The sequence below is a fragment of the Streptomyces sp. G-G2 genome, assembly GCF_030063135.1.
GTDB lineage: Bacteria > Actinomycetota > Actinomycetes > Streptomycetales > Streptomycetaceae > Streptomyces.
On the sequence record NZ_JASISO010000014.1, the window covers coordinates 74,768 to 99,517 of the forward strand.

The 24,750-nt window shown below is 71.5% G+C and carries 19 protein-coding genes; 16 read left to right on the top strand and 3 right to left on the bottom strand.

Annotation, left to right across the window (positions count from 1 at the left end; translation table 11 throughout):
• Positions 1-3: 3 nt before the first annotated feature.
• From QMF80_RS13960 to QMF80_RS13970, 3 genes are read left to right on the top strand one after another with little or no spacing between them, the layout of a single operon-like run.
• The gene (locus QMF80_RS13960) at positions 4-660 is read left to right on the top strand and encodes a GNAT family N-acetyltransferase (protein ID WP_283452999.1); all 657 of its coding nucleotides are present in this window, start codon (positions 4-6) and stop codon (positions 658-660) included.
• Between the two features lie 50 nt (positions 661-710).
• Positions 711-2,567, top strand: a complete 1,857-nt coding sequence (locus tag QMF80_RS13965; RefSeq protein ID WP_283453001.1) for an IucA/IucC family protein — start codon at positions 711-713, stop codon at positions 2,565-2,567.
• A 51-nt stretch (positions 2,568-2,618) separates the two neighbouring features.
• On the top strand, positions 2,619-4,589 hold the full coding sequence (locus QMF80_RS13970; RefSeq protein ID WP_283453002.1) for an ATP-dependent DNA helicase: 1,971 nt from the start codon (positions 2,619-2,621) through the stop codon (positions 4,587-4,589).
• A 124-nt stretch (positions 4,590-4,713) separates the two neighbouring features.
• Here QMF80_RS13970 and lexA read toward each other — a convergent pair whose 3' ends face one another.
• Positions 4,714-5,505 (bottom strand): transcriptional repressor LexA, encoded by a 792-nt coding sequence (gene lexA / locus QMF80_RS13975; protein WP_283453005.1) that lies wholly within the window; start codon positions 5,503-5,505, stop codon positions 4,714-4,716.
• A gap of 485 nt (positions 5,506-5,990) precedes the next feature.
• On the opposite strand from lexA, the gene nrdR reads away from it, so the two are divergent.
• The 8 genes from nrdR (at position 5,991) to QMF80_RS14015 (ending at position 15,589) form a co-directional block, all read left to right on the top strand.
• Positions 5,991-6,503: a transcriptional regulator NrdR gene (gene nrdR, locus QMF80_RS13980; protein WP_283453103.1), complete on the top strand. Its 513-nt coding sequence runs from the start codon at positions 5,991-5,993 to the stop codon at positions 6,501-6,503.
• Between the two features lie 118 nt (positions 6,504-6,621).
• Complete coding sequence (locus QMF80_RS13985; protein ID WP_283453007.1) at positions 6,622-9,507, top strand: vitamin B12-dependent ribonucleotide reductase; 2,886 nt, start codon at positions 6,622-6,624, stop codon at positions 9,505-9,507.
• A gap of 177 nt (positions 9,508-9,684) precedes the next feature.
• A complete protein-coding gene (locus tag QMF80_RS13990; protein WP_283453009.1) occupies positions 9,685-10,377 on the top strand; it encodes a DUF6215 domain-containing protein in 693 nt (230 codons plus the stop codon).
• A 90-nt stretch (positions 10,378-10,467) separates the two neighbouring features.
• The gene (locus QMF80_RS13995; RefSeq protein WP_283453011.1) at positions 10,468-11,298 is read left to right on the top strand and encodes an arylamine N-acetyltransferase family protein; all 831 of its coding nucleotides are present in this window, start codon (positions 10,468-10,470) and stop codon (positions 11,296-11,298) included.
• A 33-nt stretch (positions 11,299-11,331) separates the two neighbouring features.
• Entirely contained in the window at positions 11,332-11,937 is a 606-nt protein-coding gene (locus QMF80_RS14000) for a YdbC family protein (RefSeq protein ID WP_283453013.1), read from the top strand.
• Positions 11,938-12,102: 165 nt separating this feature from the next.
• Positions 12,103-12,762, top strand: a complete 660-nt coding sequence (locus QMF80_RS14005; RefSeq protein ID WP_283453015.1) for a histidine phosphatase family protein — start codon at positions 12,103-12,105, stop codon at positions 12,760-12,762.
• Between the two features lie 11 nt (positions 12,763-12,773).
• Positions 12,774-13,685, top strand: coding sequence for an ADP-ribosylglycohydrolase family protein (locus QMF80_RS14010; RefSeq protein WP_283453016.1), 912 nt, complete (start codon positions 12,774-12,776; stop codon positions 13,683-13,685).
• A gap of 188 nt (positions 13,686-13,873) precedes the next feature.
• Positions 13,874-15,589 (top strand): DUF4153 domain-containing protein, encoded by a 1,716-nt coding sequence (locus tag QMF80_RS14015; RefSeq protein WP_283453017.1) that lies wholly within the window; start codon positions 13,874-13,876, stop codon positions 15,587-15,589.
• A 102-nt stretch (positions 15,590-15,691) separates the two neighbouring features.
• On the opposite strand, the gene QMF80_RS14020 is transcribed toward QMF80_RS14015, so the two are convergent.
• Positions 15,692-17,245 carry an MFS transporter gene (locus QMF80_RS14020; protein WP_283453018.1) on the bottom strand — a complete coding sequence of 518 codons (1,554 nt, stop codon included), beginning with the start codon at positions 17,243-17,245 and terminating at the stop codon, positions 15,692-15,694.
• Between the two features lie 141 nt (positions 17,246-17,386).
• Between QMF80_RS14020 and QMF80_RS14025 the strand changes: the two genes are divergently transcribed.
• The 3 genes from QMF80_RS14025 to QMF80_RS14035 are packed head-to-tail and all read left to right on the top strand — an operon-like array spanning position 17,387 to position 19,463.
• Positions 17,387-17,989 carry a TetR/AcrR family transcriptional regulator gene (locus QMF80_RS14025; RefSeq protein WP_283453019.1) on the top strand — a complete coding sequence of 201 codons (603 nt, stop codon included), beginning with the start codon at positions 17,387-17,389 and terminating at the stop codon, positions 17,987-17,989.
• Positions 17,990-18,046: 57 nt separating this feature from the next.
• Positions 18,047-18,757: a ribonuclease HII gene (gene rnhB, locus QMF80_RS14030; RefSeq protein WP_283453021.1), complete on the top strand. Its 711-nt coding sequence runs from the start codon at positions 18,047-18,049 to the stop codon at positions 18,755-18,757.
• A 58-nt stretch (positions 18,758-18,815) separates the two neighbouring features.
• Positions 18,816-19,463 carry a hypothetical protein gene (locus tag QMF80_RS14035; RefSeq protein WP_283453023.1) on the top strand — a complete coding sequence of 216 codons (648 nt, stop codon included), beginning with the start codon at positions 18,816-18,818 and terminating at the stop codon, positions 19,461-19,463.
• Positions 19,464-19,569: 106 nt separating this feature from the next.
• Here QMF80_RS14035 and QMF80_RS14040 read toward each other — a convergent pair whose 3' ends face one another.
• On the bottom strand, positions 19,570-20,199 hold the full coding sequence (locus QMF80_RS14040) for a hypothetical protein (protein ID WP_283453025.1): 630 nt from the start codon (positions 20,197-20,199) through the stop codon (positions 19,570-19,572).
• Between the two features lie 715 nt (positions 20,200-20,914).
• Here QMF80_RS14040 and QMF80_RS14045 point away from each other — a divergent pair.
• Both QMF80_RS14045 and QMF80_RS14050 read left to right on the top strand, forming a co-directional pair.
• On the top strand, positions 20,915-23,074 hold the full coding sequence (locus QMF80_RS14045; RefSeq protein WP_283453027.1) for a RecQ family ATP-dependent DNA helicase: 2,160 nt from the start codon (positions 20,915-20,917) through the stop codon (positions 23,072-23,074).
• 122 nt (positions 23,075-23,196) lie between these two features.
• A complete protein-coding gene (locus tag QMF80_RS14050; protein ID WP_283453029.1) occupies positions 23,197-24,534 on the top strand; it encodes a DUF4192 domain-containing protein in 1,338 nt (445 codons plus the stop codon).
• Positions 24,535-24,750 lie beyond the last annotated feature (216 nt).

Here is a 24,750-nt window from a genome sequence, read left to right on the forward strand (position 1 = left end):
CCGATGCCCTCCACCGATACCGGTCCGGCCCCGGACGACACCCTCGAACTGCGCTTCCCCGCCGAGCTGCTGCCGCTGCTCGCCGAAGCCGACCTCCTGGACTCACCGGCCGCCTGGGGCGTCGCCGCCACGCCCGTCGGCGGCTTCCGCCTGGAACCCGTACGCCTCGAACGCGACCTGGAACTGCTCACCCGCTGGATGAACGACCCCGAAGTGGCCGCCTTCTGGGAACTCCAGGGCCCCCCGTCCGTGACCGCCGCACATCTGCGGGACCAACTCGACGGCGACGGCCGCAGCATCCCCTGCGTCGGAATCCTCGACGGCACCCCGATGAGCTACTGGGAGATCTACCGGGCCGACCTCGACCCGCTGGCGCGCCATTACCCGGCGCGCCCCCACGACACCGGTATCCACCTGCTCATCGGAGACGGCACGAACCGCGGCAGGGGACTCGGCACCGCTCTGCTGCGCGCCGTATCCGACCTGGTCCTCGACAACCGACCCCGCTGCGCGCGCGTCATCGCCGAACCGGACATCCGCAACACCCCCTCCGTAACAGCCTTCCTGAACTCCGGTTTCCGCTGCTCCACGGAAATCGACCTGCCCGAGAAACGCGCCGCCCTGATGATCCGTGAGAGGGCCCTGCGCAATCTCCTCTGACCATAAAAACTCTGCGCGACGCAGCTAAGTTCCCGATCCTGAGGAGTCCTGTGCCGAATTTTCCCGCTGCCCCCGACTCCGCCGACGCGGCCGTCCCGCCGTCGCCCCAGGACCCCCGCATCCCACCCGAGCTGACCCGGCCGACCTGGGACTTAGCCTGCCGCCGCCTGCTGGCCAAGATGCTCGGCGAGTTCGCCTACGAGGAGATCGTCCGGCCCCTCCCCGCCCCGGCCTCCCGGGGCGACGCCTGGACGCTCACCCTCGATGACGGCGGCCGCCTCGGCTTCCGGGCCCGCCGCCGCGCCTACGGCAGCTGGCAGGTCGACCCCGCCACCATGACCCTCACCGCGCCGCCCCCCTCGACCGAGCCCGCCACCGCCTTCGGGGACCCGTTCCGCTTCCTCGTCCGCGCCCGCACCCTGCTCGGCCTCGACGGCTCCACCCTCGGCCACCTCGTCCGCGAGCTGAGCGCCACCCTCGCCGCCGACGCGCGCATCGACCACACCGCGCTCACCGCCGACCTGCTCGCCGACCTCGACTACGCCGCACTCGAGGGCCACCAGACCGGCCACCCCTGGCTCGTCCTCAACAAGGGCCGCCTCGGTTTCTCCGCGGCCGACACGGCCTCCTGGGCCCCCGAGGCCCGGACCCGGCAGCGCCTGCCCTGGCTCGCCGCCCACACCTCGCTCGCCGAATACCGCGGCACGGGCGGCCTCGAAGAACCCGCACGGCTCTACTCCGCCGAGCTGGACCCCGTCACCCGCGCCGTCTTCGACCGGGCCCTGCGCGACCGCGGCCTCGACCCGCTCGGCTACCTCTACCTCCCGGTCCACCCCTGGCAGTGGGACGAGATCGTGCTCCCCCTCTTCGCCCCCGCCCTGGCCTCCGGCGCGCTGGTCCCGCTGCCCGCGGACCTCGACGTACGCCTCCCGCAGCAGTCGATCCGCACCTTCCTCAACCTCACCCGCCCCGACCGGCACACCGTCAAGCTGCCGCTCGCCGTCTTCAACACCATGGTCTGGCGCGGGCTGCCCACCGACCTCACCCGCGCCGCCCCCGCGGTCACCGCCTGGGTGCGCTCCCTGCGCGACGCCGACCCCTTCCTGCGCGACGAATGCCGCGTGATCCTGCTCGGCGAGGTCGCCTCCGTCACCGTGCGGCACCCGGTGTACGACGAGCTGCCCGAGGTCCCCTACCAGTACCGCGAGCTGCTCGGGGCGATCTGGCGCGAGCCCCTCACCCGCCACCTCGCACCCGGGGAGCGGGGCCGTACGCTCGCCTCGCTGCTCCACACCGACCCGCGCGGCCGCTCCTTCGCCGCCGAGCTGGTCGCCCGCTCCGGCCTCACCCCGGCCGTCTGGCTGCGGCACCTCTTCACCGCCCTGCTGCCGCCGCTGCTCCACTTCCTCTACCGCTACGGCACGGTGTTCTCCCCGCACGGCGAGAACACGATCGTGGTCTTCGACGAGAACGACGTCCCGGTCCGGCTCGCGGTCAAGGACTTCGTCGACGACGTCAACGTCAGCCGCGAGCCGCTGCCCGAGCACGCGGAGATGCCCGACGACGTCCGCGCGGTGCTGCTCACCGAGCCCGCCGACTTCTTGCCGCAGTTCATCCACTCGGGACTCTTCGTGGGCGTATTCCGCTACCTCTCGGCGATCTGCGAGGAACGGCTCGGCGTCCCCGAGGACGAGTTCTGGGCGCTCGTACGGGCCGAGATCCTCCGGTACCAGGCCCGCTTCCCCGAGCTGAAGGACCGCTACGAGCTGTTCGACCTGCTCAGCGAGCAGATCGCCCGGCTCTGCCTGAACCGCAACCGGCTCCACGAAAACGGCTACCGCGACCGCCCCGACCGCCCGCACGCCGTGGTTCACGGCGCCGTGCCCAACCCCCTGCACCGTTCGTGACCGCTCGCCGGTGCGGCACTGTCAGTGGAGCCCCGTAGGGTTGGCAGTGCTATGACGAAGCCCTCTCTCCCCGACCTGCTGCACGCCGCCGTCACCGCCGTCGGCGGTACGGAGCGGCCCGGCCAGGTGGCCATGGCCGAAGCCGTCGCCGAAGCCATCGACGACAACTCCCACCGGCTGATCCAGGCAGGTACGGGTACCGGAAAGTCCCTCGGTTACCTTGTGCCCGCCCTCGCACACGGCGAGCGCGTGGTCGTGGCCACCGCCACGCTCGCCCTCCAGCGCCAGCTGGTCGAGCGGGACCTGCCGCGCACGGTCGAGGCGCTGCATCCGCAGCTGCGCCGCCGACCGCAGTTCGCCATGCTCAAGGGCCGCTCCAACTACCTCTGCCTGCACCGCCTGCACGAGGGCGCGCCGCAGGACGAGGAGGAAGGCCTCTTCGACCAGTTCGAAGCGGCCACCGCCACGAGCAAGCTGGGCAAGGACCTGCTGCGCCTGCGCGACTGGTCCGACGAGACGGAGACCGGCGACCGGGACGACCTGACCCCCGGCGTCTCGGACAAGGCCTGGGCGCAGATCTCCGTGTCCTCCCGGGAGTGCCTGGGCGCGACGAAATGCGCGTACGGGGCTGAGTGCTTCGCCGAGGCGGCCCGCGAGCGGGCCAAGCTCGCCGACGTCGTGGTCACCAACCACGCCCTGCTGGCCATCGACGCGATCCAGGGCGCTCCGGTGCTCCCGCCGCACGAGGTGCTGATCGTCGACGAGGCCCACGAGCTGGTCTCCCGGGTCACCGGAGTCGCCACCGGCGAACTCACTCCGGGCCAGGTCAACCGCGCCGTGAAGCGGTCCGCGAAGCTGGTCAACGAGAAGATCGCGGATTCGCTCCAGACCGCGGCCGAGACCTTCGAGCGGGTCATGGAGCTGGCGCTGCCGGGCAGGCTGGAAGTCGTCCCCGATGACCTCGGCTACGCCCTGCTCGCCCTGCGGGACGCCTCACGCAATGTGATCTCGGCGATCGGCGGCACCCGCGACAAGTCCGTCCAGGACGAGGACGCCGTACGCAAGCAGGCCCTCGCCGCGGTGGAGGGCATCCACAGCGTGGCGGAGCGGATCACTCTCGGTTCCGAGTACGACGTGGTCTGGTACGAACGCCACGACCGCTTCGGCGCCACCCTCCGGGTCGCCCCGCTCTCGGTGTCCGGCCTGCTGCGCGAGAAGCTGTTCGAGGAACGTTCCGTGGTCCTCACGTCCGCCACCCTGAAGCTTGGCGGTGACTTCAACGGGGTCGCCGCGTCGATGGGGCTCTCGCCCGAAGGGGTCGAGGGGGAGGACGTACCGGTCTGGAAGGGCCTGGACGTCGGCTCGCCGTTCGACTACCCGAAGCAGGGCATCCTCTACGTCGCCAAGCACCTGGCCACCCCTGGGCGCGAGGGCACCCGCGGGGACATGGTCGACGAGCTGGCCGAGCTGATCGAGGCGGCCGGCGGCCGCACCCTCGGCCTGTTCTCATCCATGCGCGGGGCCAAGGCGGCCGCCGAGGAGCTGCGCGAGCGGCTCGAACACCCGATCCTGCTCCAGGGCGAGGAGACGCTCGGCGAATTGATCAAGGCGTTCGCCGCCGATCCGAAGACCTGTCTCTTCGGCACGCTCTCGCTCTGGCAGGGCGTGGACGTCCCGGGCCCCAGCTGTCAGCTGGTGATCATGGACCGTATTCCGTTCCCGCGCCCCGACGACCCGCTGATGAGTGCCCGGCAGAAGTCGGTGGAGGAGCGCGGCGGCAACGGCTTCATGGCGGTGGCCGCTACCCACGCGGCCCTGCTCATGGCCCAGGGCGCGGGCCGGCTCGTACGGGCCACCGGCGACCGCGGGGTGGTGGCGGTGCTGGACCCGCGGCTGGCCACGGCCCGCTACGGCAGCTTCGTGCGGGCCACGCTGCCGGACTTCTGGTACACCACGGACCGCAACCAGGTCCGGCGCTCCCTGGCCGCCATCGACGCGACCGCCAAGGCCGACGGCAAGTAGTCCCCAGCCGAGGCGGACGATCGGCCGGACGCGCGGCGCGGCGGGCAGCCGGACGGCGAGGCGGACAGCAAGCAGCCCCGGGACCGGCGCAGTAGGTCCCGGGGCCGAATGGTGGCGGCGGCTTTCAGAGCCGCCGCAGTACCGCGACGACCTTGCCGAGGATCGTCGCCTCGTCGCCGGGGATCGGCTGGTACGCCGCGTTGTGAGGGAGCAGCCAGACATGGCCGTCCTCGCGCTTGAACCGCTTGACCGTGGCCTCGCCGTCGAGCATCGCGGCCACGATGTCGCCGTTCTCCGCGACGGGCTGGCGGCGGACCGTGACCCAGTCGCCGTCACAGATGGCGGCCTCGATCATCGAGTCGCCGACGACCTTGAGGATGAACAGCTCCCCGTCACCGACGAGCTGCCGGGGGAGGGGGAAGACGTCCTCGACCGACTCCTCGGCGAGGATCGGGCCACCCGCCGCGATCCGGCCGACCAGGGGAACGTAGGAGGCGGCGGGCTTGCCGGTGGTGTCCGTGGGCTGCGAGCTGGGCTGGTCGGAGCCGCGCACCTCGTAGGCCCGGGGGCGGTGCGGGTCGCGGCGCAGGAAGCCCTTGCGCTCCAGGGCCATCAGCTGGTGGGCGACGGACGAGGTGCTGGACAGGCCGACCGCCTGGCCGATCTCCCGCATCGACGGCGGATAGCCGCGTCGCTGCACCGAGTCGCGAATGACTTCGATGACCCTCCGCTGCCGGTCCGTGAGCCCCGAGCTGTCGGCGCGGATGCCTGGCGGGCGCCCCGGCAGCGAGCGTGCGGGGCGGGTGGGCTCCGCCTCCTGGTTCAGGCTTGAGTCATTCATTGCATGCACCGGCTCGAGTCGGCTCTGGGAGCGGTTCTGGGCAGTGATGGTGGCACTGTCTGCGGTCGTGGTCACGTCTGCGGCCCCTCTCGAAATGTTCTCCCTAGTTGGACAACGGTAGTTGCTTTCGAAAGGTTGCGCCAAACACACGTTCGAGTGAAAAATCGCAGATCGCTCAGTGTGGCCATACGGGGAGGTGTATAGACGACCGGTTGACCGAACGTGGGTTCGATCCCGCTTGCCCTGCTTACGGTACCCTTGCCGGTCGGATAGCCGCTGCCGGGATGTGCGCCCAGTGTGGCACCGGAACGCTCCGTATCCGGCCATTGCGAGCCGCGACACGCGGAGTGGAGAAAATCCCCCGCAACCCAAGATCTAGTGGTTGTATGGGCGCGGCCGCCCAGAGGTTGTGGTCCCCGGTCTGCCGAGGTCCTCGACATCGCATATGCTTGTGGCTGCTTCCCGAGCCCCTGACAGAGCCCTGTATCTGTTGCTGGCAGCTGCTGCGTGGGCTTTTTCGGGAGGCGATTCAGTCGTGCCGAGAAGGAGGGTTGGGAGCTTTGCACTGCCCCTTCTGCAGGCACCCCGACAGCCGCGTCGTCGACAGTCGCACCACGGACGACGGGACGTCGATCCGCAGGCGCCGTCAGTGCCCGGACTGCTCTCGCCGTTTCACCACGGTCGAGACCGCGTCACTGATGGTGATCAAGCGCAGCGGCGTGACGGAGCCGTTCAGCCGCTCGAAGGTCATCTCCGGCGTCCGCAAGGCATGCCAGGGGCGACCGGTCACCGAGGACGCCCTCGCCAAACTCGGCCAGCGGGTCGAGGAGGCGCTGCGCGCCACCGGCAGTGCCGAGCTGACCACCCACGACGTGGGTCTGGCCATACTCGGCCCGTTGCAGGAGCTGGACCTGGTCGCGTACCTCCGGTTCGCGTCCGTGTACAAGGCGTTCGACACGCTTGAAGACTTCGAGACCGCCATCACGGAACTCCGTGACCGGCGGACTCACACCCAAGAGTGCGAGCCCGGTGGGACCTCCGGGGTTCCCGTGCCCGCCTCCGCCACCGACTGACCGGGCGGCCGCGGTGCGGCCGGGTTCAGTCAGGCCACGTACGTAGATGACAGTCAAAACCGTGCCACGGAATTTCACTGGCACATGAGGGCGTTTCGCCCGTATATGGGAGGCGGCAATGACAGAGACGGCGAGCGGCTCGGCACGAGGTTCCCGTACCAAGGGAACCAAGGGCGCAAAGAGCGGCCTTCGGATCGAGCGCATCCACACGACCCCCGGGGTGCACCCGTACGACGAGGTGGCCTGGGCACGTCGTGACGTCGTCATGACCAACTGGCGCGACGGCTCGATCAATTTCGAGCAGCGTGGCGTCGAGTTCCCCGACTTCTGGTCGGTGAACGCGGTCAACATCGTCACCAGCAAGTACTTCCGCGGGGCCGTCGGCACCCCGCAGCGCGAGACCGGTCTCAAGCAGCTCATCGACCGGATCGTGAAGACCTACACGAAGGCCGGCGAGGACTTCGACTACTTCTCCTCCCCGGCCGACGCCGAGATCTTCGAGCACGAGCTGACCTACGCGCTCCTGCACCAGATCTTCAGCTTCAACTCGCCGGTGTGGTTCAACGTCGGCACGCCCCAGCCGCAGCAGGTCTCCGCCTGCTTCATCCTGGCCGTCGACGACTCCATGGAGTCGATTCTCGACTGGTACAAGGAAGAGGGCATGATCTTCAAGGGCGGCTCCGGCGCCGGCCTGAACCTTTCCCGCATCCGCTCCTCCAAGGAGCTGCTGTCCTCCGGCGGCAACGCCTCCGGTCCGGTCTCCTTCATGCGCGGCGCCGACGCGTCCGCCGGAACGATCAAGTCGGGCGGCGCCACCCGCCGCGCGGCCAAGATGGTCGTCCTGGACGTGGACCACCCGGACGTCGAGGACTTCATCGCCACCAAGGTGAAGGAAGAGGAGAAGATCCGCGCCCTGCGCGACGCGGGCTTCGACATGGACCTGGGCGGCGACGACATCACGTCCGTCCAGTACCAGAACGCCAACAACTCCGTCCGCGTGAACGACGAGTTCATGACGGCCGTCGAGAACGGCACCGAGTTCGGCCTGCGGGCGCGCATGACCGGCGAGGTCATCGAGAAGGTCGACGCCAAGGCGCTCTTCCGCAAGCTGGCCGAGGCCGCGTGGGCCTGCGCCGACCCGGGCATCCAGTACGACGGTGTGATCAACAACTGGCACACCTGCCCCGAGTCCGGCCGCATCACCGCGTCCAACCCGTGCAGCGAGTACATGCACCTGGACAACACGTCCTGCAACCTCGCCTCGCTGAACCTGATGAAGTTCCTCAACGACGACGGCAAGGGCAACCAGTCCTTCGACGCGGAGCGCTTCGCCAAGGTCGTCGAGCTGGTCATCACCGCGATGGACATCTCCATCTGCTTCGCGGACTTCCCCACGCAGAAGATCGGCGAGAACACCCGCGCCTTCCGCCAGCTGGGCATCGGCTACGCCAACCTCGGCGCCCTGCTGATGGCCACCGGCCACGCGTACGACTCGAACGGCGGCCGCACCCTCGCCGCCTCGATCACCTCGCTGATGACCGGTACCGCGTACAGGCGTTCCGCCGAGCTGGCCGCGATCGTCGGCCCGTACGACGGTTACGCCCGCAACGCCGAGTCGCACAAGCGCGTCATGAAGCAGCACTCCGACGCCAACGCCGTCGCGCCGCGCACCGAGGACCTGGACAACACGATCTGGGCCGCGGCCACCGAGGCCTGGCAGGACGTCCTGCGGCTCGGCGAGAAGAACGGCTTCCGCAACGCGCAGGCGTCCGTCCTCGCGCCGACCGGCACCATCGGTCTCGCGATGTCCTGCGACACCACCGGTGTCGAGCCGGACCTGGCCCTGGTCAAGTTCAAGAAGCTCGTCGGCGGCGGCTCGATGCAGATCGTCAACGGCACCGTCCCGCAGGCCCTGCGCCGCCTGGGTTACCAGGAGGAGCAGATCGAGGCGATCGTCGCCCATATCGCCGAGCACGGCGTGGTCGTCGACGCCCCGGGTCTCAAGGCCGAGCACTACTCGGTCTTCGACTGCGCGATGGGCGAGCGTTCCATCTCCGCGATGGGCCACGTCCGCATGATGGCCGCGATCCAGCCCTGGATCTCCGGCGCGATCTCCAAGACGGTCAACATGCCGGAGACGGCGACCGTCGAAGAGATCGAGGAGATCTACTTCGAGGCGTGGAAGATGGGCGTCAAGGCGCTCGCGATCTACCGCGACAACTGCAAGGTCGGCCAGCCCCTCTCCGCCAAGAAGAAGGAAGAGGAGAAGAAGGAGGTCACCGCCAAGGCGGAGGACACCATCCGGACGGCCGTCGAGAGGGTCATCGAGTACCGCCCGGTCCGCAAGCGCCTCCCGAAGGGCCGTCCGGGGATCACCACCTCCTTCACGGTCGGTGGCGCCGAGGGATACATGACGGCGAACTCCTACCCGGACGACGGTCTCGGCGAGGTCTTCCTGAAGATGTCCAAGCAGGGTTCGACCCTCGCGGGCATGATGGACGCCTTCTCCATCGCCGTTTCGGTCGGTCTGCAGTACGGCGTCCCGCTGGAGACGTACGTCTCGAAGTTCACGAACATGCGCTTCGAGCCCGCCGGTATGACGGACGACCCGGACGTGCGGATGGCGCAGTCGATCGTCGACTACATCTTCCGCCGCGTGGCGCTCGACTTCCTGCCCTTCGAGACCCGTTCCGCCCTCGGCATCCACTCGGCCGAAGAGCGTCAGCGTCACCTCGACACCGGTTCGTACGAGCCGCTCGAGGAGGAGCTGGAAACGGAGCCTCTGGCTCTGGCGGCCGCGCTGACGGTCGTCCCGTCCGCCCCGCAGCCGGTCGCGGTGGAGGTGCCCGCTCCCAAGCAGGCGCACTCCAGCGCCGAACTGGTGGAGATGCAGCTCGGCGTGAGCGCCGACGCCCCGCTGTGCTTCTCCTGCGGTACGAAGATGCAGCGCGCCGGATCCTGCTACATCTGCGAGGGCTGTGGCTCGACCAGCGGTTGCAGCTGATCGCGGTCTCGTTTGAGGTGAAGTAGCTGTTCAGAGCGGTGGAGCCGGCCAGGCTCCACCGCTCTCGGCGTTGTGCGACCCGAGGCCTCCGCGAGGTTCATTTATTGCTTTCCCACAAAATGATCACCGGTTAGGCTCCCCCAGCGCGCATCGGGCGCGGACAACGGGGTGGGGTACATGAGCGGCGACGTGAACGGATCCAAGAAGGGCATGAGCGCGGGGGCGCAGACGGTGGCGGCGGTGGTCGCGGTCGGCGGGCTCCTGGCCACCTTGTGGGCGGTGGGGGAACGCTCCCAGGCGACGGCCGACGCGGGGAAGCCCGCCGTGTGCTCGCCGGTGCGCAGTGCCCCGCCGACGTCCGAGTTCGTCTCCGGGGCGCAGCTGTGCAAGGCGCTGAACCGGCCCGACCTGCCGACGCTGCTCGGTACGCCCACCGATCAGGCGCAGAACGCGTGGGGCAGTGACGGATCGGTGGAGCATGCCGACGGCAGCAAGACCGCCACCCCCGCGGCGAACGTCGTGACGAAGGCCTACACGGTGAAGCTGACGTCGTCCTACGACCGCTTCCCGGTCGCCCAGCTGACCGGCCTCCTGGGCAGCACGGCGCAGAAGCAGACCGTACTGGGGCACCCGGCGGTCCTCTACTCGGACCGGACCATCAAGCTCCAGTTCAGCCTCGGCGGCGGGAAGAGCAGCTCCGGCCCGGGTGTCGTCACCCGCAGCCTGCTGGTCGCCAAGGACGCGAAGGACGGCGGGGGCTCCTTCGAGATCGTCCTCTGGCGTCAGGACGGACTGGTGCCGGAGGATGCTGCGGTGCTCCGGGTCGCCGAGCAGGTGCTGCCGACGGTGCCGGGCTGGAGCGCCGCGTGAGAGCGGTGCGGGTCGGTGGGAAGGGGAGCCGCGCCGATCATTGTGCGGGGGCGCAGCGTACGGGTTCCCCGGGACGGAAGTGGGGGAGTCATGTGGAGCGGTGACGAACTGGACCTGGACGCGTATCTGACGCGGATCGGGTACACCGGGGAACTCGCGCCGGATCTCGACACGTTGTACGGGGTGCACCGGGCGCACACCGCCGCCATTCCCTTCGAGAGCATCGACGTCCTGCTCGGCCGCCCCGTCGAGCTGGACATCAAGAGCATCGAGGACAAGCTCGTACACGGCAGCCGGGGAGGCTACTGCTACGAGCAGAACTCGCTGCTCGCCGCCGCCCTGGAGCGGATCGGGTTCGAGGTGGCCGGGCGCGGCGCCCGCAACCGCACCCGGGGTGATGTGCTCCTGCCGGTCACCCATGCCGTCCTCGTGGTCACGGTGGACGGTGAACCCTGGCTCTGCGACGCGGGCTTCGGCCACCAGGGGCCGCGCGAACCCGTGCCGCTGGCCCGCCCGGGCGCGGAAGTGCGCCAGGGGGAGTGGACCTACGCCGTGCGCGCCGAGGCGGACGGCGTCCTCGTCCTGACCTTCTTCCGGGAGGGTTCCTGGCGGGACCTGTACGCCTTCGGACCGCAGCCCGCCCACCCCGTCGACTACGTCCTGATGAACCACTACAGCTCCACGCACCCCCGGTCCGCGTTCATCGGGCAGTTCGTCGCGCACCGCCCGGGAGTGCCCGGAGCCGCCCACCGGCTCTCGTTCGTCCGGGACGAGCTGACCCGGCTCCACCCCGACGGGCGGACCGAGCGGCGGCCGGTCCCGGCCGGCGAGCTGATCGCGCTGCTCGCCCGGGAGTTCGGGATCCGGCTGTCCGAGCGGGACGCCGGTGAACTGGTGCGGACGTACCGGGCCGAGTACTGACCGGGGCCGCGCCGGGCACCGTACGATGGCGCAGTGCTGGTCAAGTGGATTCGCTGCACGGTGACGGACCGACGCGGGTTCGAGCGGGGGCAGCGCAAATGGGCGGGGCTGCCCGGTGAACCGGGATTTCGGGGGCAGGGCGGCGGCTGGAGCCGGGGCCGGCAAGGCGTCGCGCACGTCTTCGCGTTCTGGGAGAGCCGGTCCTTCTACGACTCCTTCATGGCGCGTTCGCACGACCGGCTGGCCGCCGCCCAGCACGGCACGTTCACGAACCCGCGGGTCACCCTCTTCGATCACCGCTTCGATGTGAAGACCGGGTTCGAGCCGAGGTTCACCGACGCCGACGTGGTGCGGGTCGCGCACTGCCGGGTGCGGGAGGGCCGGGTCGACCACTTCGCGCTGATGCAGGAGAAGGTGTGGAATCCGGCCATGGCGGGCTCACCCGGAATGCTGCGCGGGCTCTTCGGCGAGGCCCCCGGCCGGGAGTTCCTGGTGCTGTCCATGTGGCACGCGGCGGCCGAACACGGCAAGTACCGCCAGGAACGCGTCGAGCGGCTCACCCTGCGCGCGCAGACCGAGGCCGACGTCGAGGCCCTGACCGGGGACGTCGTCGACCTGGAACCCTCCTGGACGGTCTGAGCGCGTGGCCGTGTAGTCGTGTGGTCGTGCGGCCTGTGACCGTGCGGTCGAGCGGCCTTGGCGTGTGACCGTGTGACCGTGTGATCTCAGGAATGTCGCCATGACCACACGCGTTGACGGCGCGCTCCGTTCGTCGGGCGGCGGTGGCCGGATTAGGGTCGTGGGATGGCACGACCGCGGCGCATCGTCCTCGTCCGGCACGGGGAATCTGAGGGCAATGCCGACGACTCGGTGTACGAGAGGGAGCCCGACCATGCCCTGCGGATGACCCGCACCGGGCACGAGCAGGCCGCCGAGACCGGCGTACGGCTGCGGGCCCTCTTCGGCGACGAGCCCGTCAGCGCGTACCTCTCGCCCTACCGGCGGACCCTGCAGACCTTCCGCGACCTGCGGCTCGACCCGGCCCGGGTGCGGCTGCGCGAGGAGCCGAGGCTGCGCGAGCAGGACTGGGGCAACTGGCAGGACCGTGACGACGTACGGCTCCAGAAGGCCTACCGGGACGCGTACGGCCACTTCTTCTACCGCTTCGCGCAGGGCGAGTCGGGGGCCGACGTCTACGACCGGGTCGGATCGTTCCTGGAGAGCCTCTACCGCAGTTTCGAGGCCCCGGACCATCCGCCGAACGTGTTGCTGGTGACGCACGGGCTGACCATGCGGCTGTTCTGCATGCGCTGGTTCCACTGGTCGGTGGCCGAATTCGAGTGCCTGTCCAACCCCCCGAACGGGGACTTCCGGGTGCTGCGGCTCGGGGACGACGGCCGCTACCGGATGGACCGCCCATTTGAACGCTGGACCACACCCGAGCCCTACGACCTGGACGGCTAGAGTTGCCCGCGATGACCCCTGAACCCGCTTTCGACCGGCGCTACGCACGCGCCTTGGCCAGCCTCCGAGGGCTGGCGCTGGGTGACGCGCTGGGCTCCCAGTTCTTCGTCCCCGTGAACTACCCGCTGCTCAAGCGGCGGGAGCTGCCGCCCGGACCCTGGCAGTGGACCGACGACACCGAGATGGCCTGCTCGGTCGCCGCAGTCCTCGCCGACCACGGGCGCGTCGACCAGGACGCGCTGGCCCGCTCCTTCGCGCACCACCACGACTTCGACCGCGGCTACGGTCCCGCCGTCAACCGCATGCTGCGCCTCGTGCGCGAGGGTCAGGACTGGCGTGAGCTGGCCTCCGCCCTGTTCAACGGCCAGGGCTCCTGGGGCAACGGCGCCGCGATGCGCATCGCCCCCCTCGGCGCCTGGTACGCCGACGACCCCGAGCAGGCCACCCACCAGGCGGAGATCTCCGCCTACACCACCCATCAGCACCGCGAGGCCGTCTGCGGGGCCATGGCGGTGGCCGCGGCGGCCGCCCTGGCAGCGGCTCCGGCCGGTCCGCCGACGCCCGCGCAACTCCTGGACGGGGTGATCGCACTGGTTCCGCGCAGTGCGGTCGGCGCCGGGCTGCGCCGCGCGCGGGACATGCTCGACTACGCCGACGCGACCACGGTCGCGGCGGTACTGGGCTGCGGACGGCGCACCAGCGCCCACGACACGGTTCCGTTCGCCCTGTGGTCGGCGGCCCGCTCGCTGACCGATTTCGAGCAGGCCTTCTGGACCACCGCGCAGGTCGGCGGGGACGTGGACACGACCTGCGCCATCGTCGGCGGGGTGCTCGGCGCGCGCGGCGACGAGGTACTGCCTGCCGCCTGGCTGGCCCAGACGGAGGCGCTGCCCGCATGGCTCCCGGAGGCCGCCGCCCGCTGACTGCCGCACGCCGCCGTTCGCTGCCTCGCGGCGCCAGGACCACAGGCGGCGTCGAGCCGCTCGGTTTGTCACGGTCCTGCCACAGGCAACCCTGCGATCGGTCGACGTCGCACGTCAGAGGCCTACTCTGACCCCTCTGCCGCCCCCGCCCAGTGATGGGGAGGGGCGGTTGCACGGGAGGGGAACCCATGACGGAGAACACCGCCGACCACGCTGAGGGGGCGGGCCGGACCGACGGGACCGTGTCCGGGTCCGGGTCAGCGGGCGCGACGCCGCCGACGACCGGGCCGGCGGCCGCCGCGCAACCGCCGCCGCAGTGGACGGTGGAGCAGGCCCGGCAGGCGCAGCACTGGCAGCGAACGCAGTACTGGCAGGCGCAGCAGGCCGAGCGGACGGCCCGGAAACAGGCCAGGAACCGCGGCTGGGCCGCCGCGTTGCGGCCCGCCGAGCTCGCGCCGATCCGCACCGGCACCCTCGTCGCCGCCCTGGCGGCCGGCCTCGCCGCCTCGCTGCTGCTCGGCGACGGAATCGGGCCGGGGCTGCTGATCGCCGCCGTGCCCGCCGTCGCCGCCGCGTACGTCGCCGCGCGCGCCGCGGGGCGCGGGCCGCGGCCCTGGACGCTGGTGTGGGCGGTCGGTTGCCTCGCGCTGCTCGTCATACCGGCCCTGCGGGAATCCGCGTGGCCCGTGACGCTCGCGGTCCTGGCCGCGATCGGGCTCGCCGCCCTCGCGCTCTTCGGCAGCAGGACCTGGCCCGGCGTGCTGCTCAGCCCGCTCGGCTTCTTCGAAGCGGTGCCCGCCGGACTGCGGTGGGCCTGGCGGGGACTGCTGGCCCACCGGAGCGGGAACCGCCGGAACTGGTGGCCCGTTATCAAGGCGGGGGCGGTGGGAATAGCCCTGCTGATGGTCTTCGGGACCCTGTTCGCGTCCGCCGACGCCGCCTTCGCCGAGGTGCTCGGTGAGCTGGTGCCCGAGGCGTCATCCGTCTCGGACGGCCCGGTTCGGGTACTGCTGTTCGTGCTGGGCGTGGCCGTGGCACTCGCGGCCGCGCGGGCCGCCGGAGCCCCGCTGCGCTGGGACCGGGTCGCGGTGGCCCCCGGGAAGCCCCGGTCCCGGGTTGAGTGGGCGATTCCGCTGGTGCTGCTCGACCTGCTCTTCGCCGGGTTCATCGCCGTACAGCTCGCCGTCCTGTTCGGCGGGTACGACAAGGTGATGGAGCGCACCGGCCTGACCCCGGCCGAGTACGCCCGGCAGGGGTTCTGGCAGCTGCTGTGGGCCACGGTGCTCACCCTCGCCGTGATCGGGTTCGCCCTGCGCTGGGCCCCGCGCTCCGGGCCGGGGGACAAGAGGCTCGTGCGCGGAGTCCTGGGTGCGCTGTGCCTGCTCACGCTGGTTGTGGTCGCCTCGGCGGTACGCCGTATGGATTTCTACGTGGACGCGTACGGGCTGACCCGGCTGCGGGTGTCGGTGGTCACGATGGAGCTCTGGCTCGGGCTGGTGATCGTACTGATCATCGCTGCGGGGGTCTTCGGCGCGAAGTGGCTCCCGAGAGCCGTGGCGGCGAGTGCGGCGGTCACGGTCCTGGCCTTCGGTCTGCTGTCGCCGGACGCGATGATCGCGGAGAAGAACGTGAGCCGTTTCACGGAGTCCGCGAAGATCGACCTCGCGTACCTCCAGTCGCTGTCCGCGGACGCGGTACCCGCCCTGGAACGGCTGCCCGAGCCGCAGCGTTCCTGCGCGCTGCGCGGTATCAACGACGACCTGGCGGACGCGGGCGAGGTCCCCTGGTACGCGATGAGCCTGGGCGACCGCCGGGCCCGGGAGATCCTGCGGGACCGCCCGGTGACCGGCTCGTTCGAGGAGTGCGCGCGCCTCGGGAGCTTCCCGTCCCGTTCCGGGGGCTGAGCGGCGGGCCGTTGACCTTCCGGGGGACCGTACGGGATGTCCGCACGGTCCCCCGGCTGCCCGTCGCGGGTGCCCGGTGCCCGATGCCCGGTGCCCCGCGGCTCAGGCCGCCGGACCGGCCGTCGCGGCCGTGCCGTTGAGGGCTTCCAGGTCGCTCGTGCGGACCCGGACCACCAATGTCGCGGTGAGTACCGCCAGGACCGCCATGCCCACGGCGGCGATGAAGGCGGTGGAAATGCCCTGGGCCAGAACGGCGTGTCCCCAGACCCCGGGAAGGCGCCCGGTCTCCTTGAACGCGGCCAGCTGACCGGGGTCGGCGTGGGCCAGGAAGTCCGGGACCTGCTCCTTCGCCTCGGTACGGCTGGCGGTGCCGAAGACAGTGACCAGAATGGACAGACCGAGCGAACCGCCCACCTGCTGGCTGGCGTTCAGCAGCCCGGACGCCGCGCCCGCCTCCTTGGGCGCCACCCCGGAAACCGCGGTGAGGGTGAGGGTGACGAAGTTGAGGCCCATGCCGAAACCGAAGAGCAGCATCGGGCCGAGTACGCCGGAGACGTACGAGGAGTCGGTACGGATGAAGGTCAGCCAGGTCAGCCCGGAGCCGACCAGCGTGGAGCCGATGACCATGAACGGCTTGGGTCCGAAGCGCGGCAGGAAGCGCTGGGAGAGTCCGGCGGCGGTGACGATCGCGACCGTCACCGGCAGGAAGGCGAATCCGGATCTGATCGGGGAGAAGCCCAGGACGTTCTGGACGAACTGGACGATGAAGAAGAACATGCCGAACATCGCCGCGGCGAGGCTGAGCATGATCACGTAGGTGCCCGCGCGGTTGCGGTCGGCGAACATCCGCAGCGGGGTGATCGGTTCGCGCGCCCGGGACTCGACGAGGGCGAACAGCGCGAGCAGGACCACGGCGGCGCCGAAGGAGCCGAGGGTCAGGCCGTCGCGCCAGCCGTCCTCCGAGGCCCGGATGAACCCGTAGACGAGCGAGGCCATGCCTCCGGTGGAGGTGAGCGCGCCCGCGAGGTCGAAGCGGCCGGGGTGGCGCTCGGACTCGTTGATGTACAGCGGGGCGAGGACGGCGATGAGCACGCCGATCGGCACGTTGACGAAGAGCACCCAGCGCCAGTTGAGCCACTCCGTCAGCATGCCGCCGGTCAGCAGGCCGATGGCGCCGCCACCGGCGGAGACGGCGGCGAACACCCCGAAGGCCCGGTTGCGCGCGGGGCCCTCGGCGAAGGTGGTGGTGATCAGGGCGAGCGCGGTGGGGGAGGCGATGGCGCCGCCGACCCCCTGCAGGGCGCGGGCGGCGAGCAGGTGCCACGGCTCCTGGGCGAATCCGCCGAGCAGCGAGGCCAGGGTGAAGAGCAGGATTCCGGCCATGAACACCCGGCGGCGGCCCAGGATGTCTCCGGCCCGGCCGCCGAGCAGCAGCAGGCCGCCGAAGGTCAGGGTGTAGGCGCTCAGCACCCAGGAGAGATCCGTGGTGGAGAAGTCCAGGGCGGTCTGGATGTGCGGGAGCGCGATGTTCACGATGGTGGCGTCGAGGACCACCATGAGCTGGCAGGCGGCGATGACGGCGAGCGCCACTCCGGGGCTTCCCTGGCGCCGGGCGGCGCCCGGTATCCGAGGCTTGGCGAGTTGCGGACTTGTCACTGAGGATCCCCCCAAAGTGAAATAGTGAACGCATTCGTTCACTGCGGGTCCACGGTAGGAGCCGCGATCTAGTGAACGCAAGCGTTCACTAGGGCTGAAAACGTGTGCGACCGGCGCGCGGGCCGGACGGAGGTGGCGACAGTGGTGGGTTCGCCCTGGTCAGCGGCGCCTCAGGGGCGCAGACGCGGGCCCGAACTGGATCTGGCGATTCTCGACGCCGCCCTGGAGCAGCTCAGTACGGTCGGCTGGCACGGGCTCACGATGGAGGGGGTGGCCGCGGGGGCGCGTACCGGCAAGGCCGCCGTCTACCGGCGCTGGCCCTCGAAGGCGGACCTGGTGGCCGATGTGCTGCGGGCCGGGCTTCCGGCGCTCGGGGAGATCCCGGACCGTGGGTCCATCCGCGAGGATCTCGCCGTGCTCTGTCGCGATATGCGGGACGCGATGGCGTCGAGGGCCGGAATCGCGCTTCGCTCGGTGCTTCACGAATGCGACAACGGCAGCGCCGACCGGTTCCACGACCTCATTCGCACGGGGCTCACGGAGCCATCGAACCGGCTCTTCCGGGACCTCGTACAGCGTGGAATCAGCCGGGGGGACGTACGGCCCGACGCCACCGGAGATTTCGTCGCCGATGTAATCCCGGCGATCATGATGTACCGGTCCAAGGTGTGCGGGAGCGAATGGGGAGACCCCGACATCAGGCAGATGATCGATCAGGTGCTGATGCCGCTGCTCAGGGCGTGAGCCGGGACCGGCCCGGGGTGTGCAGGCGGCTCCGGGCGGCGTAACCTTGCTGGCGCCATGCCGTACGAAGCACCCACACACGCCGTTGAACGCTCCCTCCGTGCCACCACCGGCGCCAAGGTCGTAGCGGGGGTCGACGAAGTCGGACGAGGAGCCTGGGCCGGACCCGTCACCGTGTGCGCGGCCGTGACCGGTCTGCGCCGCCCGCCCGACGGTCTGACCGACTCCAAGCTGATCAGCCCCAAGCGCCGGGACACGCTCGCCGTCGTCCTGGAGGGCTGGGTCACGGCGCACGCCCTCGGGCACGCGTCCCCCGAGGAGATCGACGAGCTGGGGATGACCGCCGCGCTGCGGCTCGCCGCGGTGCGCGCCCTGGAGGCCCTGCCCGTCCGGCCCGACGCGGTGATCCTCGACGGCAAGCACGACTACCTCGGGGCGCCCTGGCGGGTCCGTACGGTGATCAAGGGCGACCAGTCCTGCGTCGCCGTGGCCGCCGCCTCGGTGATCGCCAAGGTGTGGCGCGACCGGATGATGGCCGGACTCGGCGAACCGGGCGACGGGATCGCGGACTTCGCCTTCGGTGCCAACGCCGGATATCCCTCGCCCGTGCACCGGGCGGCGCTCGAGGAGCGGGGGCCCACCGCGTACCACCGGCTCTCGTGGTCCTACCTCGACGCGCTGCCGCGATGGCGCCACCTCAAGAAGGTGCGCCGCAGCGAGGAATCGCGCGACCTGGAAAACGGAGGCCAGCTCGGCTTCGATTTCTGATCGCACTCATGTGCCACCCGCCGGTACGTTCGTACCGGCGTTTGATAGATGCCAACTCATGCCTCTCACCACCGAGGAGTCTCAGATTCACGAGAGTGCCCAGGGTCCCCGCGTCACGCCGGCCGCGAGCCGCACCGTGCAGACCCCCCGACCCGTACCTGGTCCGCGTCCCGCCGCCGTGCCTCGGCCCGGGCGTCCCGGTCCGGTCCGGCCCGCTCCCCCCGCGCAGCGGGTGCCGCAGCAGGCCACCCCCGGAACCCCTTCCGTCACCCCGGCCGCCCCCGCGGCCCCCACCGCACCGTCGGTCTCCGCCGCGGTGCCGCAGATCCAGCTGATCCCGGCTTCGGCCGAGGGCGCGCTGGACGCGGCCGAAGAGGCCGTGGACCTGCTGCTCGACAACGGCCGTGCGCCGGGCGGCATCCTGCTGCTCACCAGCGGGGACGCACACCCGTGGACGGTGCACGAACTGTCCTTCGGCGAGAGCGCGTACTGGGCTCAGCAGGACGCCCGGGACGACGTCTTCTACGCGGACGCGGCGCAGGTCCAGCGCGCCGCGGTCCGTCCGGTCGTGGTCTTCGCGGCCAACGGCGGTCCGGCCGAGGCGATCGCCGCGGCCCTGCCAGTGGCGCTCACGCGCGCCGGTGCGCTGCTGATCGTGTGCGGCGACCCCGCACAGGTCAACTCCGTACTGGGCGTCGGCGTCTGACGTTCCGTATCCACCCGTGCCGGGTCCGTACGCCTGCCGGCGTGCGGGCGCGGCACGGGTGTGCGCGGCATGCGTCCACGCGGCTGATTCCCTGCCCGCGGCGACCTCAGCGGGCGGCGGTACGTCGCAGGGCCTCGGCCGCGCCGCCGCCGGTGCGCAGCGTCAGCGGTACCGGATCCGTCGAGGTGTCACCCAGCCGCAACGGCCGTGAGTCCGTACTGGGCCGTCGGCCGCCCCGGCCTTCGCCGAGCACCTGCCAGCCGCCCCCGGTCAGCGTGATGTACGCGCCGCACCGCAGCCCGTGCAGGGTGCAGGCGTCCCGCAGCCCCCACATCCAGGCGCCGTCCTCTTCGGTCCACCGCTCGTCGCCGTCTCGGCAGTAGAGCAGCACCGCCGTCCGGACCGGGGTCCGTCTGCGGAGGTCGTGCGGAAGCACCCGGCGCAGCCGCGCCAGGAGTGCGTTGCGGTACTCCCAGCCGTCGGCCGAGGTGGCCCGCTGGACGAAGGAGGCGCTGGCCACGAGCCGTTCCTCGGGGCCGAGGACGGCGATCACGGCGGTCGAGGGCACGGGGCTGTGCCGGGAGTGCAGCCCGGCGACGACCTCGCGCGGATTGCGGAGCAGGGGGATCCCGGCGGCGGTCCACTCGGCGGGTTCGAGCAGTCTGCCGTGCCGACTGGCACCACCGGCGACGGTCATCAGGGATGTGGACGCGGACGGGGTGAATCCGAAGGTCACGGTCCTCCCTTCGGGTACACGCCCGCTGACGGGCACGGCTGACATCGTGGGCGCGCCGCAACGCGGCCCTCAAGAGTGCCGACGAGCCGAGCGGGAACACTCCAATTCTCGCGCGGCCCGTGAGCATGCGGCAACGAGCAATCGGCGCCGCCGACCGTAATTGGCCGGTATGCCGTTCATATCCTTGCCCCGCCACGCCGACGATGACGCATCCGAATCCGGTGGGACCGCCGGTACCAGCGCAAACGCCCCCTATGGGGCCGCCCGAGGAGGCGGCCCAGCATCGCAGCGGGCGCCGGTGGGGCGGTCGAGACCTGGTGGAGGGCGCGCGTCCGGCGGGGCCGGGCGGCGGGTACCGCCAGGACGGCCCGCGTGACATCGTCCGGAATCGGTCGGTCGGGGGGCCGCGCGGCCCGGACCGTGCCGGGACGACTCTGCCCCGGCGCCCGAACTCGCCGCATCCGTCGCCGGATCCGTCATGGCGCCCCGGCTCACCCCACCGGGGTGGACCACGTCCCGGGTCCGCCGTCCTCAGTGCGCCGCGTGCCGCGCGCGCAGGCGCCCCCCGGCCTCGTACAGCGGGCAGGACCAGCAGCTCAACGCGGTGGCTTCCGGCGCTGACCGACACGACGGCGCGAACCGATCGGGAGCCGCTCGTCACGGTCGGTGAGCGGGCCGATTGTCCATTGTCCGAGCCATCGGGTTGCATGGGGGTATGGACAACCTGGAGCTCCGCACTGAAGCCGATGCCATCCTCGCTGAGCTCGTCGGCGCCCCAGGGAGCTCGGCGCGGCTGCGGGAGGACCAGTGGCAGGCGGTGGCGGCGCTCGTGGAGGAGCGGCGCCGGGCGCTGGTGGTGCAGCGCACCGGCTGGGGCAAGTCGGCGGTGTACTTCGTCGCCACCGCCCTGCTGCGCCGACGCGGTTCCGGACCCACCGTGATCATCTCCCCGCTCCTTGCACTGATGCGCAACCAGGTCGAGGCCGCGGCACGTGCCGGTATCCAGGCACGCACCATCAATTCGGCCAACCCGGAAGAGTGGGACGCCATCTACGGGGAAGTCGAGCGCGGCGAGACCGATGTCCTCCTGGTGAGTCCGGAACGCCTCAATTCCGTGGACTTCCGGGAACAGGTGCTGCCCAAGCTCGCGGCCACCACGGGCCTGCTCGTGGTGGACGAGGCGCACTGCATCTCCGACTGGGGCCACGACTTCCGCCCCGACTACCGGCGGCTGCGGGCGATGCTCGCCGAACTCGCCCCCGGTGTGCCTGTACTGGCCACCACCGCGACCGCCAACGCGCGGGTCACCGCGGACGTGGCCGAGCAACTGGGCACCGGCGCCGGGGAGGCCCTGGTGCTGCGCGGTCCGCTCGACCGGGAGAGCCTGCGCCTGGGTGTGGTCCGGCTGCCGGACGCCGCGCACCGTCTGGGCTGGCTCGCCGAGCACCTGGACGAGTTGCAGGGCTCCGGCATCATCTACACCCTCACGGTCGCCGCGGCCGAGGAGGCGACCGTCTTCCTGCGGCAGCGCGGCTTCAACGTGGCCTCCTACACGGGGCGCACGGAGAACGCCGACCGGCTGCAGGCCGAGGTCGACCTGCAGGAGAACCGGGTCAAGGCCCTGATCGCGACGTCCGCCCTGGGCATGGGCTTCGACAAGCCTGACCTGGGCTTCGTGATCCACCTCGGCTCGCCGTCCTCGCCGATCGCCTACTACCAGCAGGTCGGCCGCGCCGGTCGCGGGGTCGAGCACGCCGATGTCCTGCTGCTGCCGGGCAAGGAGGACGAGGCCATCTGGCGCTACTTCGCCGATACCGCCTTCCCGCCCGAGGCCCAGGTACGGCAGACCCTGTCGGCCCTCGCCGACGCGGGGCGTCCCTTGTCCGTGCCCGTCCTGGAGGCGGCGGTGGACCTGCGGCGCACGCGCCTGGAGACCATGCTCAAGGTCCTCGACGTGGACGGGGCCGTCAAGCGGGTCAAGGGCGGCTGGGCCTCCACCGGCCAGCCGTGGGCGTACGACGCCGAGCGCTACGCCTGGGTCGCCCGGCAGCGGGCCGCCGAGCAGCAGGCCATGCGCGACTACGTGAGCACGACCGGGTGCCGGATGGAGTTCCTGCGCCGACAGCTGGACGACGAGGGCGCGGTTCCGTGCGGCCGCTGCGACAACTGCGCGGGCGTCTGGGCCGATTCCTCCGTCTCGGCGGAGACACTGACCGGGGCGGCGAAGGAACTGGACCGCCCGGGCGTGGAGATCGAGCCGCGCCGCATGTGGCCGACGGGGATGTCCGCACTGGGCATCGACCTCAAGGGACGGATCCCGGCGAAGGAGCAGTGCTCCACGGGCCGCGCCCTGGGGCGGCTTTCGGACATCGGCTGGGGCAACCGGCTGCGCCCGCTGCTGGCCGACGACGCACCCGACGCCCCCGTCCCCGACGACGTCCTGCGGGCGGCGGTGGCGGTCCTCGCCGACTGGGCGCGCTCCCCGGGCGGCTGGGCGCCCGACGTCGCGGACGCCTCCGCCCGGCCGGTGGGAGTGGTCGCCGTGCCGTCCTCGACCCGGCCGCAGCTCGTCGGCTCCCTCGCCCAGGGCATCGCGAGCATCGGCCGGCTCCCCTTCCTGGGCGCCCTGACGTACACGGAGGCGAACGGGGCGCACCCGGCGCGCCGCAGCAACTCCGCTCAGCGCCTCAGGACGCTCTCCGGCACCTTCGCCGTTCCCGAGGACCTGGCCGCCGCCCTGGCGGGTTCCGCCGGCCCCGTCCTGCTCGTGGACGACTACACCGAGACCGGCTGGACCCTCGCGGTGGCCGCCCGCCTGCTCCGCCAGGCGGGCGGCGGCCAGGTCCTTCCGCTGGTCCTCGCCGCGTCCGGCTGATCCTTCCGCCCCCGGGGGCCGTGTTGTTCCATAGTGCCCGGTGGTACCGCACGCCCCCGGGCCTGTGGATAAAGTTATCCACAGGGGTTTCCGGATCGGGATGCTCACGGGACCGTCGTGGCATGACGAAGAACCAGGAATCCCACGAACCGACCGGTGCCCGGCCCCGCAAGGCGGTACCGGGCAAGCCCACCATCCACCACGCGGTGCCCGCCGCCGGGCCGGGCGGGTCCGCCGCGGCCACCGGGCGGCCGCCCGCCCCGCGGGACGCGCAGATCACCCTGCGCAGCCCGGCCGAACTGGCCGACGCCCTGCCCTACATGCTCGGCTTCCATCCCACCGACTCCCTCGTCATGGTCGCCGTCCACGGCGAGGGCGGCCGCTTCGGGGGTCGGCTGAGGGTCGGCATTCCGGCCGACCCGGGGGAGTGGGAGCACACCGCCCGGCAGGTCGCGGACTGCCTGGTGCGGGGCAGCGAGCGGCGCGGCGGCAAGCCCGACGGCATCGTCGTCTTCCTCTGCCAGGACCCGGGGGGCACGGACAGCGGGCAGCGGGTGATGACCCGGCTGCGCCCGCTCGCCCAGCGCGTCCGACTGGCGTGCGGAGCGCTGGACGTGCCGGTGCTGGAGGCCCTGTGCGTCTCCGGCGGGCGTTACTGGTCCTACTGCTGCCCCGATCCGCGGTGCTGCCCTGCCGAGGGCACCGCCATGACCGTGTCCGGTACTTCGGTGATGGCGGCCGCCGCGACCTATGCCGGACTCCAGGTACGGGGCTCGCTCCAGGAGATCGAGGCCCGGCTGGCCCCGCTGCGCGGACCGCTCGCGGCGGAACAGGAACGGGCCCTGGACGTGGCCGCCGCGGCCCTCGTGCCCAAGATCCTCGACGGCGCCACCCAGAAAGAGGTGGGCGCGGACACCCTGGACCTCGCTCGGACGCTGATGCGGCGGCTCACCCTCGCGCCTCCCGCCGAGGGCGGGCCCTGCGCCGAGGACTGGGACGACGCCCTCCTCGGCCACGACGAGGCGGCCACGCTCATCCTCGGCCTCCAGGACCGGGAGACCCGGGACGTCGCCGCCGAATGGATGGAGGACGAGGAGGCGGCCCCGGCGCTGCGGCTCTGGCGCGCCCTCTCCCGGCGCTGCGTCGGCGTGTACGGCGAGCACGCGGCGGCCCCGCTGACCCTGGCGGGCTGGGTCTCGTGGTCCACGGGCGACGAGCCGACCGCCCGGATCGCCCTGGGACTGGCCCTGCGGGCCGACGCCGACTACCGCTTCGCCCAACTGCTCCACCACGCCTGCAACGAGGGGATCGACCCGGAGGGGCTGCGGGAATGCCTGCGCGCGGAGCGGGTACGGCGCGAACCCGGCCACAAGCGGAAGGCCGCGCCAACCCGCCCGCCGGGGCGCAGGCCCCGTGCCACCCGCCGCGAGACGCGCCGCACCACGGGGAGCGGGCAGTGAACCGGAACCGGTCCACAGGCGGGCGCCAGACACGGGACGGGGCGGCGCGCGGGGGCGCGGCGCGCCGGTGGTGGGCTGCCGTGCGCGCGGTCCCGCGCCCTCGGGGACCCGCCCGGCGGGCGCAGCCACCGCCGCGGCCCGTGTCCCGGGCGGGGTCGGGGGCGTTCAGCTGTGGGGTGGCGGGGCCCTGGTCGCGCCGCCGCCCTGCGAAACCGA